This is a genomic window from Micromonospora citrea, from assembly GCF_049629545.1.
Lineage (GTDB): Bacteria > Actinomycetota > Actinomycetes > Mycobacteriales > Micromonosporaceae > Micromonospora > Micromonospora citrea_A.
Map to the genome: position 1 here is coordinate 25,146 of NZ_JBNADX010000003.1, position 19,459 is coordinate 44,604.

A 19,459-nucleotide genomic window follows, 5' to 3' on the forward strand; every position below is an offset into this window, starting at 1 on the left:
ACGGGACGGCCGACCCGATCGTGACGTCATGTCAGCAGGTCGGCCATGGCGACCAGGATCGTCAGGAAGCTCATCGCCTTCTCATCCTGGCCGCCCAGCCCACCCGGTCAGGCAGGATCTCCCGATCCCGCCCGGCGTCCGACACCCCCGTGGGTCGGCCGGGGCTCCCCTCAGGCGGCAGGGGCGACCCGGTGGGCCAGGAGGAGGCCGAGCAGCGCGCAGGCTGCGGCGACGCCGAGGGTCCCCGCGTAGTCCATCGGCCCGGGTGCGGCGCCGGCGGCGAGCACGGCGCCGGTGAGCGCGAGCACGGTGGCGGCGAAGAGCGAGTCGCCCAGTTGCAGTGACGAGCTGTTGCGTCCCTGCTCGTCGGGGGCGGACAGCTCCAGGGTCAGCACGGACAACGACGGGTAGAGCAGACCCATCCCGGCGCCGGCCACCGCCCAGCCGAGCACCCCGACCGCCACGGGCACCGCCGGCCACACCGTCAGGGCGACCGTGGCGGTGCCGGCGGAGATGCAGGCCAGCCCGGCGCGGGGCAACGTCGCCGACGTGCGGGGCGCGGGCAGCCGTCCCTGCAACCAGGAGCCCGCCGACCAGGCCAGCGCGCCGACGGTGAGCACCAGACCGGCGGCGGTCGGCGTGAATCCCCGCTCGCGGGAGAGCATCAGCGGGATCACCACCTCGGCCCCGACGAACGCCGCCGAGGCGAGCCCGCGCAGCCCGATCACCGTGGGCAGGCCGCGGGCCGCGCGCAGGAAACCGGCCGGCAGCACCCGGGGCGCGCAGACGCCCAGGCCGACGAGCGCGACCACCACCAGCGGTACGGCGGACGCGCCGCGCTGCTGCCCCCCGTGGTGCAGCAGTGCGGCGCTCACCCCCGCCCCGGCCGCCCAGCCGATCCGGGCCAGCGCCCCGGCGGGCAGCCCGGCGACGCCCGGCGTGCGCAGCGACCGCAGGCCGGGCTGGACCAGCAGCGCCGCCGGCACCGCCACCGCCGGCACGGCGAGGAAGACCCATCGCCAGCCCAGGTGCTCGACGATCAGCCCGGCCACCGCCGGACCGACCAGTGAGGGTACGACCCAGGCGGCGGCGAACGCGGCGAACACCTTCCGGCGCAGCTCCTCCGGGTACGCCTGGCCCACCACGACGTAGAGCGCGACCGAGAGCAGCCCCGAGCCGAGGCCCTGTACCGCCCGCCCGACGACGAGCTGCCCCATCGCGGTGGCGCTGCCGGCCAGCAGCAGCCCGGCCACGAACAGTCCGACGCCGGTCCACATCGGTACGCGCGGCCCTCGGACGTCGCACCAGATGCCGGAGAGCACCATGGCGAGCACCCCGGCGGCGAACGGGCCACCGAAGGCGAGCGCGTAGAGGGCGAGGCCGTCGAGCGCCCGGGCGACCGTGGGCATCGCGGTGCCCACGGCCAGCGCCTCGAAGGCCAGCAGGGACACCAGGGCGACGATGCCCACGGTCATCGCGCGCAGGCGCGGGTCGTACAGGCGGGCGACCGGGGTGGCCGCCTCGACCGTCGCCGTCATCGACCGACCGCCGGGCCGTACCACCGGTCGGTACGGGCCGGCGACGGCGGTCGTGCCGGCCGGTGCGGGTGGCGGGGCGTCGTGGCCCGGCCCGCCGCGCACCCATGGCGGGGCGTCGTGATCCGGCCCGCCTCGGACCGGAGCAGTTCGATCAGCATGGGCCCAGCCTGCGACCTCAACCCGGGTTGAGGTCAACTCACCTGCCGGCCCGCCGCCGGCCGCACGCGGACAGCCGCCAGCTCACCCACATCGCCGGTCACTCGTAGTGACTGGGCCTCCTGATCACTCTGGGTGCTCGCAGCGGGTCGGCCCGGCCACCCTCGATCCGCCCTTTGCTCTGCACCCATGGACGCGACACCGCTTCGACCAGCGCGATCGGCGGAGACAGCCCGATCAGCTACGAGCGCCACCCTCACGCATCGTTGCCGGCGCGTCCGTGGGTGCAGAGCAAAGCGTGCGAACCGGTGTGCCGGACCCCCGCAGGACCCGCACGCTCCGTCAGGCTGATGCCGCACTCCCGCCAGCCGCGGCGGACACCGGGAGCCCGCCGACGCGGGCGGCGAAGGGCCTCAGGCCGACTCGAGCGCCTCGCCGACGCCCTTGGCGAGCCCGGAGAGGTGCTGGTCGGCGAGGAGATGCCCGGCGGTGATCACCAGGGCGAGCGGCCACTCGATGACCTGAAGGGCGGCGAGCACACCCAGGCCGGCGTAGTAGGCGACCTTGTCCGGTGACGGTACCGCCACCTCGCCCAGCATCGGGATCTCCACCCGACGGGCGTACGCGCGGACCGTCTCGTGGCCGCCGCTGAGGTGTCGCGTGATCGCGCTCATCCCGACCTCCCCTGGGTTCCTCCGACGCCCACCCGGATTCCACGGCCACCTGCGTCCATGCCCCACCAGCAGCGGAAACTTCCCCTGTACCGGCGGCATAACGGGCGTCGAGGCGGGAAGCCAGGTCGCCTGACGAGCGCGGGAGGCGAGATGGCGTACGGCAGGAGCGGCGGCGTGCACGGCGAGGAGCGGGGCCGACGGCTCGGCCGTACCGCTCGATGACGACGCTGGGCCGGCTCGCCGGCCGGGTGCTCCCGCCGGTGCCGGTGCCGCCGATGCCGCCGCTGGTCGGCGACGCGTCCCGTACCGTCGGCGCAGCCGCCTCCCGGCTGGTCCGCGCGGCCGGGCTGACCAAGCGCCGGGTGTGGTCCCGCGACGGACGGCACCACATCGAGGTGCACGGCGTCTGCCAGGACGGCGGTGACCGGCTGGCCTACCAGGTCGAACAGGCGCTGGAACGGATGCCCGGGGTGGCCTGGGCCCGGGTGAACGCCCCCTCCGGCCGGGTGGTGGTGGCCGTCGAGGAGCCGCGGCCGAAGCTGCGCGACCTGATCGCCACGGTGGCCCGCACCGAGCGGGTCTGCCCGCACGAGCCGGACCCGGACGTCCCGCCACCGCACCCACCCGAGGAGGGGCCGCGCACGCCCCGCACCCTCGGCGCGCTCGTCTCGGACGCGCTGGGCCTGACCATCTCGGCGGCCACCCGGATCCTGCCCTTCACCCCGGTCCCCGGCGAGGTGTCCGGCCTGCTCGCCGCCATCGACCTGCACCCGAAGCTGCACGCCCTCGCCGACCGGGGGCTGCGCGCCGACCCGCGCGCCGACGTGATCTTCCCGCTCGCCGAGGCGGTCGTGCAGGGCCTCACCGGCGGCTGGGCGGGGATCGCCCTGGACGGCGCGCAGCGGATCGTCCAGTGGGGCGAGGCCCGCGCCCAGCTGTCGACCTGGAACAAGGCCGAGCCGAGGCTGACCGGGGACCCGGAGCGGGCCGCCGCGCGCTCCCCCACGACGGAACGGCCCCGCCCCAAGCCGGACGGCCCGGCCGAGCGGTACGTCACCTCGGCGCTCGGCACCGGCGCGGCCGCCGCCGCGGCGGCGCTCCCGGTCGTCGGACGCAAACGGGCCGCCGCGCTGGGCCTGGCCTCGCTGCCCAAGGCCCCCGGCAGCGGCCGGGAAGGGTACGCCGCGCAGCTCGGCCGGATCCTGGCCCGGCGCGGCGTGATCGCGATGGACCGCAGTGTGCTGCGGGAACTCGACCGGATCGACACCGTGGTGCTGGACGCCGCCGTGCTCGGCTCGGAGCGGGGCGTGCTGGCGGACCTGGCCCCGCTGGCCGACCGGGACACCGGCGAGGTGGCCGCCCGGGCGTTCGCGCTCTTCGACCCGGACCACCCGGACGCCGCCCGGGACGCCGACGGCTGGCGGCTCGGGCCGCTGCCCGGACTCGACGTCGACGACCCCGCTGACACCCCGGACAGCCGCCGGTTGCGCGACGGCGGCGGCCTGCTCCTCGGCCTCGCCCACCACGGCACCCTGGCCGCGGTGGTCCGGGTGGAGCCGGAGCCCGCGCCCGGCGTCGACGCGCTGCCCACCGCCGCCCGGCAGGCCGGCCTGCGGCTGGTGGTGGCCGACGACGACCCGCAGCGGTACGGCTTCGCCGACGCCGTCCTGCCCGGCGGGGCACACCTGGCCGACTCGGTACGCGCCCTGCAACGCGACGGCGCGGTGGTGATGCTGGTCTCCGGGGACCGGGCGGCGCTGGCAGCCTCCGACTGCGGCCTCGGCATGGCCTCCCCGGAGGATCTGCCGCCCTGGGGCGCCCACCTGCTGGTCGGCACCGACCTGCGGATCCCGGCGCTGATGATCGAGGCGGTCGGCACGGCCCGGCGGATGACCCGGCAGAACATCCGCATCTCCATGGCCGGCACCGGCCTCGGCGCGCTCGGCGCGTTCACCGCCGACCCCGAACAGTTGCCCGCCCGTACCCTCGCCGCCGTGAACGGCGCGGCGGCGTTGGCCTTCGCGCACGGCGTGTGGCGGGCGCACCGGCTGCCCGACCCGACCGGCACCCCCGCGCCGGCCAGCACCGCCTGGCACCTGATGCCGGTGCAGACCGTGCTGCGCCAGCTCGACAGCGCCCCGGAAGGGCTCACCGACGCCGAGGCCCACCGGCGGCGGGGCGACGGCGTCAGCGGCACCCCCGGCACGGGCGGCCTGCTGCGCGCCTTCGTCGACGAACTGGCCAACCCGCTCACCCCGGTGCTGGCCGCCGGGGCGGTGCTCTCCGCCGCCTTCGGATCGCTGGTCGACGCCGCCCTGGTGGGCGGGGTGGTGGGCGGGTCGGCGCTGGCCGGGGCGGTGCACCAGCGCACCACCGAACGGTCCCTGGCCGAACTGCTGTCCCGCTCGGCGGTCACCGCCCAGGTGCGCCGGGACGGTGGCGAGCAGGTGATCGCCGCCGAGGAGCTGGTGCCCGGCGACGTGATCGTCCTCGGGCCGGGCGACGCGGTGCCGGCCGACTGCCGGGTGCTGACCGCCGACGGGCTGGAGACCGACGAGTCGTCGCTGACCGGCGAGTCGCTGCCGGTGGCGAAGTCCGCCGAGCCGGTGGTCGCCGCCGCCGTCGCCGACCGGCACTCGATGCTCTACGAGGGCACCACCGTCGCGGCCGGCCACGGCACCGCCGTGGTGGTGGCGGTCGGTGCCGACACCGAGTCCGGTCGCAGCCTGGCCCTCGCCCGGCAGGCGCCTCCCGCCAGCGGGGTGGAGGCCCGACTCGGCCGGCTGACCAACGCGGCGGTACCGCTGGCGGCGGGCTCGGCGGTCGCGGTCGCCGGGGCGGGGCTGCTGCGGGGCGTACCGCTGGCGGACACGGCGGCGACCGCCGCGAACCTGGCCGTGGCGTCGGTGCCGGAAGGGCTGCCGTTCCTGGTCAGCGCCGCCCAGCTGGCGGCGGCCCGGCGGCTCGCCGAGCACGGCGCGCTGGTCCGCAACCCGCGCACCATCGAGGCCCTGGGCCGGGTGGACGTGCTCTGCTTCGACAAGACCGGCACCCTCACCGAGGGGAAGCTGATGCTGGCCGGGGTCGGCGACGACGACCGGTACGCCCCGGTGGACCAGCTCGACGACACGCTGCGCCGCACCCTGGCGGTCGCACTGCGCGCCACCCCGTACGCGCAGGATCCGGAGGAGCTGCCGCAACACACCGACCGGGCCGTCCGGTACGGCGCCCGGGACGCCGGCGTGACCGAGCAGACCGGCGCGGACGGCTGGACGGCGGTCGGTGGGCTGCCGTTCGAGCCGTCCCGGGGCTACCACGCGACCATCGGGCGGGCCGGGGACCGGCTGCTGCTGAGCGTGAAGGGGGCGCCGGAGACGGTGCTGCCCCGGTGCAGCGCCTGGCGTACCCCGGACGGGCCGGACGAGCCGCTCGACGACGAGGGCCGGGACGGGCTGCACGCCATGCTCGCCGACCGGGCCGGGGCGGGACACCGGATCCTCGCCGTCGCCGAGTGCCGGGTGGACGCCGAGCAGGTGACCGACGAGGAGGTGCACGGGCTGGTCTTCGTCGGCTTCGTCGCGCTCGCCGACGGGGTACGCGAGTCCGCCGCCCCCGCGGTGCACCGGATCCGGCAGGCCGGCGTGCACACCATCATGATCACCGGGGACCATCCGGCCACTGCCGAGGCGATCGCCTCGATCATCAGCCCCGACCACGAGGGACAGCGGGTGGTCACCGCGACGGAGCTGGAGCAGCTCGACGACGACGCGCTGGCCGACCGGCTGGCCCGCACGGACGTGGTGGCCCGCTGCACCCCGGCGCACAAGGTCCGGATCATCCAGGCGTTGCAGAAGTGCGGCCGGACCGTGGCGATGACCGGGGACGGCGCCAACGACGCGCCGGCGATCCGGCTGGCCGACGTCGGCATCGCCCTCGGTCAACGGGGCACCCCCGCCGCACGGGCCGCCGCCGACCTGGTGGTCACCGACGACCGGCTGGAGACCATCATCGCCACCCTGGTCGAGGGGCGGGCGATGTGGTCCTCGGTACGCCACGCGCTGAGCATCCTGGTCGGCGGCAACCTGGGCGAGATCGCGTTCAGCGTGCTGACCGCCGCGGCGACCGGCCGTTCCGCGCTGAACGGCCGGCAGCTCCTCCTGGTCAACCTGCTCACCGACCTGGCCCCGGCGCTGGCCATCGCGGTGCGGCCGCCCGGCGGCGACCACGCCGACGGGCTGCTCCGGGAGGGGCCGGACACCTCGCTCGGCGGCACCATGACCAGGGAGATCGGCCTGCGTGCGGCGGCCACCACGCTGGGCGCGACGGCCGGCTGGACGCTGTCCCGCTACACCGGCGCGCGGGAGCGCCGGGCCGGGACGGTGGCGCTGGTGTCGCTGGTCGGCACCCAGCTCGGCCAGACGGTGCTGGCCGGCGGGACCAGTCCGGCGGTGCTCGCCTCCACCGCCGTGTCGCTCGGCGTGCTGGCCGCCGTGGTGCAGACCCCCGGCGTGAGCCAGTTCTTCGGCTGCACCCCGCTCGGTCCGGTCGGCTGGGGCATCGCCACCGGGTCGGCGCTCGGCGCGACCTTCGCCAACGGCGCGCTGACCCGGCTCGTCGACCGCCTGCCCCCACCAGTGGGGGTCGACCACGGGCACGCCCCGTCCGATTCGTCGGCCACCGCACGGGTACGGACGGAGGACGGCGACGGAACAGGCTGACATGACGTTCGTCGGCACCCCGCCCACACGACGTCGCCGCCCTCCGGCCGGGGACGGGGGCGGCGATCGACGGTACGACGGGGGTCAGGACCGCTCGGAGATGGCCTCGATCAGGTCACCCACCGGGCGCTCCGGCAGCGACCGGGCCACGTCGGCCACCGCCACGATCCCGACGAGCTCGTGCCCGTCGATCACCGGCAGCCGGCGTACCTGATGCTGGCCCATGGTGCGCAGGATCTCGGTGGCGTCGTCGTCCGCGCCGATGGTCACGGCCTCGCCCTGGGCCAGCTCCCCGGCGGTCACGTTGGCCGGGTCCTTCCCCTGGGCCAGGACCTTCACCACGATGTCGCGGTCGGTCAGCATGCCCTTGAGGCGGTTGTCGTCGCCGCAGATGGGCAGCGAACCCACGCCCAGCTCGGCCATCCGCCTGGCGGCGGCACGCAGGTCGTCCTGTTCGCGGACGCAGGTCACGTCGGCGGTCATGATGTCGCGTGCGGTCGGCATGATCACACCTCACTTTCCGGGGGGTCGTTGTCTCCAATCCGTACCCCCGGGCCGCCGGCCCATGCAGGTGACCGTCAGCCGGCGGTGTCCCAGGTGGCGGCGGCGCGGCGCAGGCGGTCGTTGATCGCCCGCCCCACGCCCTCCTCCGGGACCGCCTCGGCGAGGATCTCGGTCACCCCGGCCGCGTCGAGCCGGTGCAGGGCGTCGAAGAGCCGGGCGGCGGCCTCCGTCACGTCCCCGTCGGACGAGAGCACCTCCACCGCCGAGTACCCGTCGGCCGGCGGCTCCCGGAAGGCCAGGAAGCCGCGCCGGACACCGTCGCCGGCCGTCGGCCGCGCGCCCGCCACCACCCGCAACGGGGTACGCGGCGCGTAGTGCGCCGCCAGCGTGCCCGGCGCCACCGGCTGCCCCGAACTGCCCGGGCGTACGGTCACCGGCCCCACCGCCTCGACCAGGTCCTCGAGGGCGAGCGCGCCGAGGCGCAGCACCACCGGCTGCGCGCCGCGCGCGTCCACGATGGTCGACTCGATGCCGCACCGGGTGGGCCCGCCGTCGAGGACCACGTCGACCGCCCCACCGAGCCCCTTCACCACGTGCTCGGCCCGGGTGGGGCTGAGCTGCCCGAACCGGTTGGCGCTGGGAGCGGCCACCGGCACCCCGGCGGCCCGGATCAGCGCCCGCGCGGACGGCTCGTCCGGCACCCGCACCGCCATGGTGTCCAGCCCGGAGGTGACGATCGGCGGGATCTCCGCCGGCCGGTCCACGATCAGCGTCAGCGGCCCCGGCCAGAACCGCTCGGCCAGCGCGGCGACCGCCGGCGGCACCGGCCCGACCAGCTTCTCCAGGTCGGCGGCGTCGGCCAGGTGGGTGATCAGCGGGTCGAAGCTGGGCCGGGCCTTCGCCTCGAAGATCCGGGCGGCGGCCCGCGCGTCGAGCGCGTTCGCGCCGAGTCCGTAGACGGTCTCGGTGGGGAACGCCACCAGCCCGCCGTCGCGCAGGACGGCGGCGGCCTCGGCGATGCCGCTCTCGGCGGGCAGGACGCGGGGGGATCCGGTGCTCACGCCCCGACGCTAACCTGCCTCCGCCGTCGCCCGGTCGCCGGCCGGGCCATCCCGGGACCGCTTCCACTCGTCGGTCGGCGACGAACGCGGTCCGTCCGCCCCGCCGTCACGGCCGGACCTCACCGACCATCGCCCACGACCCCACCACCACGACGGTCCCGAAGACCAGCAGGGCCGCGCCGCCGATCGCCCGCAGCCAGACGTCCACGAAGTCGGGGCGATGGCGGGCGTCCTGGACATGGTCCACCGGGTCGGTGGCGGCGTAGCGGATCCGCATCGTCTGGCCCTCGACGGGCTCCGGATCGACCCGGAAGTCGTGCACGTCGGTCTCCACGACCGTGCCGTCGGCGGTCGTGAACCGCACCCTGACGTAGCTGTCGTCACCGAGCCGGTGCACCTCGCGCACGGTGGCGGTCACGACCAGGCCGTGGTCGCGCAGAGCCACGGCCTTCTGGTACGCCTCGACCGCACCTGCCCAGACGAAGCCGGTGACCAGGAACGTCAGCAGGCCGGCGCACACCACCGAGGTACGGGTGATCCGCCGCGACCGCATCCGTGCCACCTCCCGCCGGCACCGATCGTGCCACGGGGTGCCAGGGGGTACAGCGGCTCCCGGTACGCGTTCGCGCACCACAGGACGACTTTGGAACTGCTGAGCACTCCACGTTTCGAGGGAGAGGGGAGGGCGAATGCCTGACTGCGACGGTCGGGTACCGGTCCACACGCCGACACCGGCTCATCTGCTCCGCGGTGTCACTCCAGGCGGAACGTTGTCCGGTACGCCGTGGGGGTGACGCCGAGGGCGCGGTGGAAGTGCCGGCGCAGGGTGGTGGCGGTCCCCAGGCCGCAGCTGGTCGCGACCTGGTCGATCGAGGCGTCGGTGCGTTCGAGGAGTTCCTGGGCGCGGGCGATCCGCTGTTGGTGGAGCCAGTCGAGCGGCCCGGCTCGGAACTCCGCCTGCATCCGGCGGGCAAGCTGGCGGGTACTGAGGTTGGCGTGTCCGGCGAGGTCGCGCACGGTCAGGGGTTGGTCGAGACGGGCACGTGCCCACTCGAGGGTGGGTGCGAGACCGTCCGGGCTTCGTGGCTCGGCGGGTGGGGTGATGAACTGCGCTTGACCGCCGCTCCGGTGGGCAGGCACGACGAGCCGCCTCGCGATCCCGTTGGCGGCCGCGGCGCCGAGGTCGCGGCGGACCAGGTGGAGGCAGAGGTCGAGCGCCGCCGTCTTGCCGGCCGAGGTGAGCACGTCGCCCTCGTCGACGTAGAGCACGTCGGGCCGGACGTCGACCTGCGGGTAGCGGCGGGCGAGATCCTCGGCGTGCATCCAGTGCGTCGTCGCGACCCGGCCGTCCAGCACTCCGGCCGCCGCGAGGACGAACGCCCCGGTGCACAGGGAGGCGATTCGGGCGCCGCGGTCGTGGGCCGCGCGTAGCGCGTCGACGAGTTCCGGGTCGGGGTTGTCGTCGAGGTCGTCGGACGACGGCACGACGACGGTGTCGACATGGGCGATCCCGGCGTACGACATGGTCGGCAGGTGCGCCAGCCAGGGGTGCGGAGCGCCGTCGGCGGTGCAGACCACGAGGTCGTACCACCTGCCGGTGGGGGACAGCTCGGAACGGTCGATGCCGAAGATCTCGGAAGCGATCGCGACCTCGTAGAGCATCGCGGAGCCGTGCATGACGAGGGCGATCCTGAGCATGTCCCAAACTGTACGGCCCGCGTCGTTTCAGACACTGGTCCTGGACCGGCGCTGCGCCCGACGATGATCCCGTGAACGCAACCGATCGAGTCCTCGTCTATGGCGCCACCGGTCACACTGGGCGCTTCGTCGTCGACGAACTGCAGCGCCGCGGGCTCGTTCCCGTGCTGGCCGGCCGCAACGCCGAGCGCCTGGCCGCCGTCCCGCCCCGACACGCAGTCCTCGAACGCCGGGTGGTGGGCATCGACGATCCCGACCTGCTCCGGCGGGCGGTCGCCGGTACCGGCGCAGTCATCAACTGCGCCGGGCCGTTCCTCGACACCGCGCTCCCACTCGCCCACGCTGCGGTCGAGGCCGGCGCCCACTACCTCGACGTCACCGCCGAGCAGCCGGTCGTACAGGCGCTGTACCGCGACCTCGACGCCCCTGCCCGAGCCGCCGGCGTTGTCGTCGTCCCCGCCATGGCCTTCTACGGCGGTCTCGCCGACCTGCTGGTCACGGCCGCGCTCGACGGTGGCTCGCAAGCTGACGAGGTCGAGGTCGCGATCGGCCTGGATCGCTGGTGGCCGACCGCCGGCACCCGAGCCACCGGGGCGCGCAACACTGCGACCCGCCTGGTGATCCGCGGCGGCGCGCTGACCCCGCTGGAGAGTCCCGCACCATCCGGTACCTGGTCCTACCCGTCGCCGCTGGGCGACCAGTCGGTCGTGCAGCTGCCGTTCTCCGAGGTGGTCACGCTCGATCGTCACCTTGACGTGGGCGAGCTTCGCTCATACCTCAACACCGCCCCGCTCGAGGATCTCCATGACGCCGCCACGCCGGCGCCGGCCTCGACCGACGAGCACGGACGATCGGCACAGCGGTTCGTCGTGGACGTCGTCGTACGCCATGGCACGGACACCCGGCGGACCAGTGCGACCGGGCGCGACATCTACGCCGTCACCGCGCCGATCGTCGTCGAAGGCGCCGTCCGACTCCTCGACGGACGCCATCGGGGCTCGGGCTCCGCGGCGCCCGGCGAAGCGTTCGACGCCGCCGACGTCCTCGCCACACTGGAGCGAGATGCCTGTGCCATCGCTGTCCGGCCCGATCGGTGTGCAACAGGGCGACAGCCGACTACGGATGCTGCGAAACCCGCCCCTACTGCTGGCTTGCTGGGCTGAACATCTCCCGAGGCGGACCCGGCTCCGACCAACACAAACCGCCTCGAAACTCGACTCCGGGCACGTCTTCGACCATGCGGCTGATGTCCGCCACTGCCCCGAGCGACACAGCGACGTTGCCGCGCAGCTCCGCGGTCGCCGATTCGAGATCGTCGTCTTCCTTCGACCAGTCGATATCCGCGTCTCGCAGCTCGGCAACAACCCGGTCCGCGAGAGCTTGAGCATCGGTAACCAGCACGTCGACCCTGCAGTACAGGTGCAAGGTGAGCGGTGCGGAAGCGGGCGGGTTGTCCACCCCGCCAGCATGCCGACGCGAGCATCGGTTAGGAAGAGCACTGGTGGCCGGAGCGGGCCCGGCCACGGGGCATCGTCGGGATGCGTGTCGCGGTCGACCCTCGTCGGGCCAAGATCAAGCCTGATCTGTGCTGACGTTGTACTAGTCAATCATGCAGACTGCGAAACCGCAGGTGAGGAGCGTAGATGGTGGAGCCCAGGGGACTCGAACCCCTAACCCCTGCCTTGCAAAGATCAAGACCTCTGTCGGTCAGCGTCGACGACTGCCGCTGACCTGCCCGTCGTGTCGCTTCCTGTCGGCTCCGGACTGCGTCCGTCGGCCGGCTTGGCTGTACTGATGGCTGTACAGCCATGCCAACCTCTTCGGCAGGTCCTGTGGTCTCCACAACTAGGGCCGTCGGCGGTGAGGCCATGCTTTACCGCATCGACAACACACGCGCCGACCTTCCACAACCTCACTCGGGAATTCCTCCTGAGCAATCGGGCAATGATCCTTTTGGCTGCTCACACTCTCCTCCAATTTCACAACGGGACTAGACATTAAAATGGGCACACTTAACGATTAGAGGAATGCATCAAGGGTGCCGATGGGCGTCGCTTCCAATGCAGCCACGGTAATGGAGGTGAACACGCGGCGACAAGCCAGTGATCGATATCTATCGATAACATAGCCCTCTCAGCAGGCACAACGCCATAGAATTGAATCTGAGCTCCTGATGGCGCTATACGCAGTGGGGTAGGGGCGACTTCTGTCAGCCGTTTTAAGACTATCTAGATTAAAGGGCTGGGTTGCAAGCGCTGAGACAAGCGCTGCCCTTCTCCCACTCGGCATTGCTGAGTGGGCTAAAGCGGACAGGGACGGCCGGCAGGGGTGCCATTCCAACATCTCGCGCTCGAAGTCGGCGAGCGAGTCGAAGGACCGGTAGACGCTGGCGAAGCGGAGGTAGGCGACCTCGTCCAGGTCCCGCAGCGGGCCCAGGATCGCCAGCCCCACCTCGTGGCTCGGGATCTCGGCCGCCCCCTTGGCCCGCCCGTCTCCTCGACCTTCTGCGCGAGCAGCGCGATCGAGTCCTCGTCGACCGGCCGGCCCTGGCACGCCTTGCGCACCCCGCCGACGATCTTCGTCCGGCTGAACGGCTCAGTCACCCCACTGCGCTTGACCACGGCCAGCACCGCCTCCTCGACGGTGGTGAACCGCTTGCCGCACTCCGGGCAGGACCGGCGGCGGCGGATCAGCTGCCCGTCGTCGGCCTCGCGGGAGTCGACCACCCGGGAGTCGGCTCGTCGGCAGTACGGTCCAAACCCAGCCACCCACCGCCGCCGGTGTCACTGCTTCCCCGTCTGCGGCCAGCACGAAGGGGACACCGGGACTCGTGCCGAGCTGGGGCCCTCGGGTCGGTCTGCCGGAGGCAGTGAACGTGAGATCGAGCGTGCCCACCCACTCCGTGGCCGCCACTGCGGCTGACCGACCCCGGTGCCCGCGAAGAGATTCGCCTTCTTCACCTCAGCGACGTTGTGCAGGTGGGCGAACAGGTGGCCCTCTCCGGCGGGCGTGCTGCCACCCACGGTGTTTCACCGCGACCAAATGTACCGATTCGGCCGCTACTCTGCGTAATTGATGAAGGGAAGGTCGTGGATTATAGCTGCGCGCCCCGACAACGCCGTCCCGGCAACATCTAGTGAGTTTTCGCCTTTCAAGCACTAGATGTTGGGGTTGAAAGTGATGGCCCTCACATCTTGCCGGCGGTTCGAACCAGACACACAGAAAGTGACGGCTCGTTTGATACGGTGTCCGGCAGCGCATGAACGAGAAGGACCCCGGTGGTCGATACGTCGACTCTGAGGTCCACGCACGCCCAGCCGGGGTTCCACGAGATTTGGCGGTCTCAGACGGAACTCTAGCCGAGGATCTTGACTCCGGGGTACCGGTAGTGGGATTTCTCATGGGTGGGCGTAAGCGTGCGCACTTGCCGGACGACGGTCGTCCGGCATGCCACGAAGGAGGCACGCCCATGAGGTTCGGTGAGTACTACGGCATCCAGACCAGCAAGCAGGACACCTGGTTCGACACCTACCTTCCTGCGGACACCCCGCTGTCGGTCGACCCGTTCCTGATCTACCCGGACGACGACGAGCTCTGGTTTGGGGCGCATAACCACATCCTCGACTTCTTCCGCTTGGTCTTCGACCTCGTCCGGCAGTCCCAGGGCAACGAGAAGTCCCTTGCCTGGAAGCAGGCTCAGGCCCTGCTTCTCTTTCCCGAGCCCGCCGAGTTTTGCCTTGGCCTCGCCAGCGGCAACCCCAACGGCTCGGGTGCTGGCCGGGGCTTGCAGCAGGGCATGTTGGAGGGGGTGAAGACCGCGCTCGGTCTCGGCTTCAACAACGTCCCTCACATGGAGATGCTCGGCCTCTTCCAGGGCGGCATGGGTCTGGACCGCATGAGTGACGTTGTGTGCAACGTCCTCAAGAGCTTCTTCATCGAGTACACCCAGCAGGTCGCACGGCGCCACAACGTGCCGATGCAGCCTTTCCGTGTCCGCAACGCCTCTTGGAGCGCGGAGTTCGCCTGCTGGCAGTCCCGGGAGGTCGAGTTGCCTGCCAACCCGTTCCTCGACAAGCCTGGGCCTGTCCTTCTGGTGCCGAAGCGCTTCCTCAAGGACATCCCCGTCGTCACCGCCAACGGCTTCTGGCGCTACGCCTGGCGCAATCACAGCGAGGAGCTGCGGGGCAACTTCAACTACGACATCGCTCGCAACGTCGACAGCCGGCAGAAGGCCAAGCTCGCACGTCAGAATCCCGACGTTGTGGCCGCCTACCTCACGGCCTTGGAGGGCGAGGAGCACGAGCCCTATCCGGTCGACAAGGACCCGGCCTTGCGTACTCGGTGGTGGGAGGCCGGCGGACAGATCGCGGCGCGCTCCCCCCTCGGCTACGTCGCGAAGGATCCGTCCGAGTTCCCACAGTTCGTTGACGCCATCATCCAGGCGTTCCGGCACGGCGTTGAGCACCAGGACGAGTGGCAGATGCTGTGGCACCACGGGGTTTCTCTGCCCGAGAAGAAGGTGCAGGCCCTCTTCCGCAGCTGTGCCAAGCACTACTGCAAGGCCAATGACATCAGTATCACTGGCGAGGCCAACGCCGGCCGTGGCCCCGTCGACTTCCACTTTGCCCAGGGCTGGATGGCTCGGACGGTCGTGGAGATGAAGTTGATGTCGAACTCCAAGTTCTGGGACGGCATCCTGGCTCAGACCCCGCAGTACGCCATGTCCGAGGACGTGAACGTCGCCTTCTTCGTGGCTATCGCCTACACCGATGAGGAGATGGCCGAGAGCAACCTCGACAAGATCGACAAGGCGGCTCGGATCGCCTCCGAGCGGTACGGCCTTGAAATCCGGCCGGTCGTCATCGACGCCCGCCACAAGGACTCGGCCTCCAAGATGAAGCCGCCGCAGGACATGCGCGATCAGCTCCACGGTGACGAGGGCGAGCTGGCGGCCTAGCGCAAACGCGTCCCAAGCAACGGGGCGGGTCGTAGTGGCTGGCAGGACCCCACTGGACGGGGCCATCGTCTAAGAGATGTCATCTCGTCTGCCGCCGACCCACACTCCGTGGAGCGGGCCAGGGCCAGGGTGACAAGGTGGAGCACACCACTGTCTGAACGACCTTGTCGCCCTGGCCCTGGTCTGCTCGGCTTGCCTGGGTCGGTGGCTGGCGGGATGGCATCCCACCCCCACCACCCACGAACCCGGAACCGTTCGGCAACTCCATCTCGGAGTCGTCTGGCCCCCGCCGGAGGCAGCTCTAACCCCAACCCCGCCCCCACCCACCGCCCCCTCTCCCACCTTCACCCCTTCCCCACCTCGGACCCGAGAGCGGCCGACGGATTCCGTTCGGCAACTCGCTCCGGCCGATCGCAGACCGGTCCGCGGTGAGACGTCACGAGGGGAAAGAGACGGTAGGGAGACGTTGTCGTCCTGGTCCCGGTCGACCTTCGGGACTCGTCACCGGGTCGCTTCACTGACCCAGGGGTGACGCGCGGGGCGGGGCGTGGGGTTCGGGCCGGCTGACTTTTCCGCCCCGGCGCCCTTGCGCCGGGGCGGCGGCTCCGCAGGAGCCGTTTGCCGCGCCCCGGCCCGCGCCGCGCGGAGCGCCTTGATCCAAGTACAGGCCAATTCGGCAACAGATCACAGGCAGCTCCGAGCCGACCAAGGCCAACCACGACACCATCAACCGCTGCAGCACCTTCCACCCGCAGAGACCCCGCAACCCTGATCCGGCATCGAACGTCGTCCGGCATGAGCTGCCTGCCGCAATCCCGCCCTGTCCGCTTCGGTACGCCAGATCATTGACGCCCGATGCCTCACCGGCTCACAACGCTTCGGCCCCTCTACCGTCTCCTCCCCAACCTCTCCTGGTTGGTGGAGGATGGCGGTCATGCTTCGTCCGCCGCGTGCGCTTCTGCTGGACTTCGGTGGCGTCCTGGTCGACGCCCCGCCGCAACCGCCGGCCCCGCCCGAACTCGTTCACCGCCTCGCCCAGCTCGTCACCGGTGCCGTGTCCGACGAGCAGATCGCGGCAGACCTCAGCGAGGGCTTTCGCGCGTACGCGTTGTGGCGTGACGACATCGGCAAGTCCGCAGACCCGGTGGAGCTGCCTCACGCCCAGGTGTGGGCCGACTTCGTCACGCGCACGTGGCCGCAGCACGCCCGCGATGCCGTCGAGCGGGAAGCCACGCCGCTGGCGTACGCCTGGACCTGGCGGGACGAATGGCAGGTCCGCCCCGGCATTCCGGAAGCTCTGCACGCCGCGACCGACGCCGGTCTGCCCCTGGCCATCGTCAGCAACACCCTTTGCGGCGCCGCACACCGTGACTTCCTCACCAGCTCCGGCCTGGCCGACCTGTTCGCCGCCGACCTCTACAGCGACGAAGCCGGCCCCCGCAAACCCAACCCTCAGCTCGCGCTCCTGGCCGCCGACGCCATCGGCATCCCGATCGGCGAATGCTGGTTCGTTGGAGACACCGTGCACCGTGACATAGCCTGCGCCCGGCGGGCTGGCGCTCAGGCGGCGATCCTCATGCGGTCACCCCGAACCGACCGGGAACCACCCCACCCTGACCTGACCCCGGACGCCCGGATCGAGGACGGCCACGGACTGCTCGCCCTACTGCGTCAGGTCTGGGACACCGCCGGCCGATCGTCGGCCAGCATGTGACGGTGGATCCGCTCCGCCGCCAACTGCGGCGACAACTCAGCCGTATTGATCGTCAGGTCGGCGTCGGGCAGCGGCTCGGTGGCATCCCACGCCCGTAGGCGTGCCTGCGTATCGCCGGTGCCTCGGGCAATGATGCGCTGTTCAGCAACCTCGCGGGGACACCACAGGGACACCACGCACCATCGGCTACCAGGGACAGCCGCGGTGACGGCGCCAACGGCAGGCCGCTGGCCCAAGTGCACCACCGGCACACCAGACGACAGGCATTCCGCCAGCGATGGCCGATCGACCACGTAGCGGGCACCGTAGCGGCTGTTCTCCCACACGATCTCGCCGCGCTCACGCAGCTGGGCGACGGCAGCCTCGTCGGTCATCCGGTAACCGTTGGTGCGCCCTGGTCCCACCTTTAGGCGCTGATAGAGCGTGTACCGGGCGTCGAGGTCGTGCAGCGCTGCGGTGACGGTGTCCTTGCCCGCCGCCGGCGGCCCGTACAGGATCACCCCGCGCATCACAGAGCCTCGTCGGCGAGGATTGCCTTCACCAACTCCTTGGCCTGCTCCTGCAAGGGTCGGCTCGACGCGCAGTTGTCGACCACCACATGAGTGTCTGCGGGGCGGAAGTCCAGGTTTATGGCGTCGAGGTAAGCAGACCAGTCGGCGAGTTTGAAGGCGTCACGAGCGGCACCCCGACGGCGGACATAGGTCAGCATCGTGTCCGCGTCGCAGTACACCCACACGACATGGATGGTGGCCTGTGCCGCCTCGAAGAACGCACGCGTCCGAGCCATCCAGGCGGGGTCGTTGAACTCCCGGATGAACGGTGCGGTCACGATCACGCTGTTGCCGCACTGCACGTTCTCGCTGGTGGCGTCCTGGAGCGCTTCGTACTCATGGGGGCGAATCTTGCTCAGGTAGGTCTCCGATTCCCGGTCATGCGGCGAATGTCCCAGGATCTCCAATGCCGCTTCAACCACGGGCCGGGTCAGCGTGTCCTTGTCGAGCATCGGCCAGCCGGTCTCGCGCGCAAGGATCCGGCCCAACTCGGTCTTACCGCTGCCCGGGTACCCCCCAACGAGGACCACCCGGGGACGCTGCGGTCGAACCTCGCTGCGGCGAAGCTGATCCGGCGCGTTCACCACCCGCTTGGATCGTGACTCGTTCCTGACGAGCCCTTCCTCAGCGAGCACCCTCATGGCCTCGCTGATGGTGAAGACGCTGACGCCCCACTCCTCCGCGAGCTTCCTAGTCGACGGCAGAGCATTGCCGTGCACCAGTCGACCCGCCTCGATGTCGTTGCGGATGTTCCGCGCCACCTGCTGATGCCGGGCCTCTGGCCGCTCCGTGCGGCCATCGGAAGAGGTCATCGCGGTGCTCCCTGCTGGTTGGCGTCGCGTCCGCTATGCAGGCTACCAGCGACCTAACAGATGAGAGGCATCCTGCCTGCTCAATGACGCTTAGCAAGGACTTCATACCTAACAGTTGACTGGAGTATCTATCAGTTGTTAGGTTGCCTGCATCACAAAGACCGGAGCGCCGGTCAAGTCGCAGCAGCGAAGGAGATCGTCATGGCCCTCAGGGGTGGTACGCGGTTCGCGGTTCCGTTCGAGGCGGTGTTCCCACACGGGTGTGTGTTCGTGCCGGATTCGATCGCGGAGGCGCAGGACTTCAACGAGGCGACCCGGCAGCGCACGCCGAGCAAGGACAAGTTGACGGGTCAGCGGGTGTGGCAGTGCCGGGTGATGGACATGGACCCGGAGTTGGGGTCGCGCTCGCGTGAGGTGTCGATCAAGATCCTGTCGGACGTGCAGCCCGTCCCGCCGGTGGGTCCGTTTCAGCCGGTGGAGTTCGAGAACCTGAACGTGACCCCGTACGTGGGCAGCAACGGCCGTCTCGCGTACTCGTTCCGGGCGTCGGGGATGGTCGCGCCGAAGACCCTCGCGGAGTCGCGGAAGGCGTCAGCGTGATGGGCGCCGCACCGTACCTGACGGCGGGTGTGCACATCGACCCCGGCACGTCGCTGTCGTTCCGGTCGCACCCGGACGACGACCGGGTGGTGGTGATGCTGGGCGATCACGCGGTGCAGGTCGCGGTGTTCCTACCCCGGACGGAACTCGACCGCCTCGCCGAGGTCATCGCCCAGGCGCAGCAGTCCCTGTCCGCACCGGCCGTGAAGGTGGCGGCCTGATTCCACGTGGTGCGCGGGGCGGCCCATGCCCTAGGAAGCCGGCCGCCCCGCTGCCCGTCCGAAGTCCTCTCGGCCTGGAAGGGCAGGTTCATCATGCCAACTTCTCTGGATTGGTCGCGCTCTGGTGGCGCTGGCGAGTCCGCTCCGTGTGTGATCTGCGGGCGTCCGGCGATCTGTCGTAGTCCCGCTGGTAAGCCGGTGCACAAGGTCTGCGCCGAGGCGTGGACCGAGCAGCACTCCCGTAAGGCGGTGGCG

The 19,459-nt window shown here is 71.4% G+C and carries 15 protein-coding genes and 1 pseudogene; 6 read left to right on the forward strand and 10 right to left on the reverse strand.

The window, feature by feature from the left end:
• Nucleotides 1-170: 170 nt before the first annotated feature.
• Both ACPFP2_RS04500 and ACPFP2_RS04505 read right to left on the reverse strand, forming a co-directional pair.
• The gene (locus ACPFP2_RS04500; protein ID WP_424086387.1) at nt 171-1,538 is read right to left on the reverse strand and encodes an MFS transporter; all 1,368 of its coding nucleotides are present in this window, start codon (nt 1,536-1,538) and stop codon (nt 171-173) included.
• A gap of 569 nt (nt 1,539-2,107) precedes the next feature.
• A complete protein-coding gene (locus ACPFP2_RS04505) occupies nt 2,108-2,368 on the reverse strand; it encodes a hypothetical protein (protein ID WP_424086389.1) in 261 nt (86 codons plus the stop codon).
• A 218-nt stretch (nt 2,369-2,586) separates the two neighbouring features.
• Between ACPFP2_RS04505 and ACPFP2_RS04510 the strand changes: the two genes are divergently transcribed.
• Nucleotides 2,587-7,086 carry an HAD-IC family P-type ATPase gene (locus ACPFP2_RS04510; RefSeq protein ID WP_424086391.1) on the forward strand — a complete coding sequence of 1,500 codons (4,500 nt, stop codon included), beginning with the start codon at nt 2,587-2,589 and terminating at the stop codon, nt 7,084-7,086.
• A gap of 84 nt (nt 7,087-7,170) precedes the next feature.
• On the opposite strand, the gene ACPFP2_RS04515 is transcribed toward ACPFP2_RS04510, so the two are convergent.
• From ACPFP2_RS04515 to ACPFP2_RS04530, 4 genes are all read right to left on the reverse strand, one after another.
• Nucleotides 7,171-7,590 (reverse strand): CBS domain-containing protein, encoded by a 420-nt coding sequence (locus ACPFP2_RS04515; RefSeq protein ID WP_424086393.1) that lies wholly within the window; start codon nt 7,588-7,590, stop codon nt 7,171-7,173.
• A 74-nt stretch (nt 7,591-7,664) separates the two neighbouring features.
• Complete coding sequence (locus tag ACPFP2_RS04520) at nt 7,665-8,627, reverse strand: L-threonylcarbamoyladenylate synthase (protein WP_424086951.1); 963 nt, start codon at nt 8,625-8,627, stop codon at nt 7,665-7,667.
• 130 nt (nt 8,628-8,757) lie between these two features.
• Nucleotides 8,758-9,204, reverse strand: a complete 447-nt coding sequence (locus ACPFP2_RS04525; protein WP_424086395.1) for a hypothetical protein — start codon at nt 9,202-9,204, stop codon at nt 8,758-8,760.
• Nucleotides 9,205-9,404: 200 nt separating this feature from the next.
• Entirely contained in the window at nt 9,405-10,349 is a 945-nt protein-coding gene (locus tag ACPFP2_RS04530) for a GlxA family transcriptional regulator (RefSeq protein WP_424086397.1), read from the reverse strand.
• A gap of 71 nt (nt 10,350-10,420) precedes the next feature.
• On the opposite strand from ACPFP2_RS04530, the gene ACPFP2_RS04535 reads away from it, so the two are divergent.
• Entirely contained in the window at nt 10,421-11,512 is a 1,092-nt protein-coding gene (locus tag ACPFP2_RS04535) for a saccharopine dehydrogenase family protein (RefSeq protein WP_424086399.1), read from the forward strand.
• Here the strand turns inward: ACPFP2_RS04535 and ACPFP2_RS04540 are convergent.
• Both ACPFP2_RS04540 and nrdR read right to left on the reverse strand, forming a co-directional pair.
• On the reverse strand, nt 11,490-11,807 hold the full coding sequence (locus tag ACPFP2_RS04540; RefSeq protein ID WP_424086401.1) for a hypothetical protein: 318 nt from the start codon (nt 11,805-11,807) through the stop codon (nt 11,490-11,492). The two genes, ACPFP2_RS04535 and ACPFP2_RS04540, sit on opposite strands and share 23 nt — an antisense overlap.
• Nucleotides 11,808-12,689: 882 nt before the next feature.
• A pseudogene (gene nrdR, locus ACPFP2_RS04545) lies at nt 12,690-13,117 on the reverse strand (transcriptional regulator NrdR); the annotation flags it as partial.
• Between the two features lie 701 nt (nt 13,118-13,818).
• On the opposite strand from nrdR, the gene ACPFP2_RS04550 reads away from it, so the two are divergent.
• The gene (locus ACPFP2_RS04550; RefSeq protein WP_424086402.1) at nt 13,819-15,306 is read left to right on the forward strand and encodes a hypothetical protein; all 1,488 of its coding nucleotides are present in this window, start codon (nt 13,819-13,821) and stop codon (nt 15,304-15,306) included.
• A 934-nt stretch (nt 15,307-16,240) separates the two neighbouring features.
• Nucleotides 16,241-17,020, forward strand: coding sequence for an HAD family hydrolase (locus tag ACPFP2_RS04555; RefSeq protein WP_424086403.1), 780 nt, complete (start codon nt 16,241-16,243; stop codon nt 17,018-17,020).
• Here the strand turns inward: ACPFP2_RS04555 and ACPFP2_RS04560 are convergent.
• Together ACPFP2_RS04560 and ACPFP2_RS04565 are read right to left on the reverse strand one after the other, a co-directional pair.
• Entirely contained in the window at nt 16,978-17,529 is a 552-nt protein-coding gene (locus tag ACPFP2_RS04560; RefSeq protein WP_424086405.1) for a kinase, read from the reverse strand. The two genes, ACPFP2_RS04555 and ACPFP2_RS04560, sit on opposite strands and share 43 nt — an antisense overlap.
• Nucleotides 17,529-18,383 carry an AAA family ATPase gene (locus ACPFP2_RS04565; RefSeq protein WP_424086407.1) on the reverse strand — a complete coding sequence of 285 codons (855 nt, stop codon included), beginning with the start codon at nt 18,381-18,383 and terminating at the stop codon, nt 17,529-17,531. The genes ACPFP2_RS04560 and ACPFP2_RS04565 overlap by 1 nt, the downstream gene beginning before the upstream one ends.
• Nucleotides 18,384-18,584: 201 nt before the next feature.
• Here ACPFP2_RS04565 and ACPFP2_RS04570 point away from each other — a divergent pair, with 201 nt between their 5' ends.
• A complete protein-coding gene (locus tag ACPFP2_RS04570; protein ID WP_424086409.1) occupies nt 18,585-18,983 on the forward strand; it encodes a transcriptional regulator in 399 nt (132 codons plus the stop codon).
• Complete coding sequence (locus tag ACPFP2_RS04575) at nt 18,983-19,204, forward strand: hypothetical protein (protein ID WP_424086411.1); 222 nt, start codon at nt 18,983-18,985, stop codon at nt 19,202-19,204. Before ACPFP2_RS04570 ends, ACPFP2_RS04575 begins: the two co-directional genes overlap by 1 nt.
• The last annotated feature ends 255 nt before the right edge of the window (nt 19,205-19,459 follow it).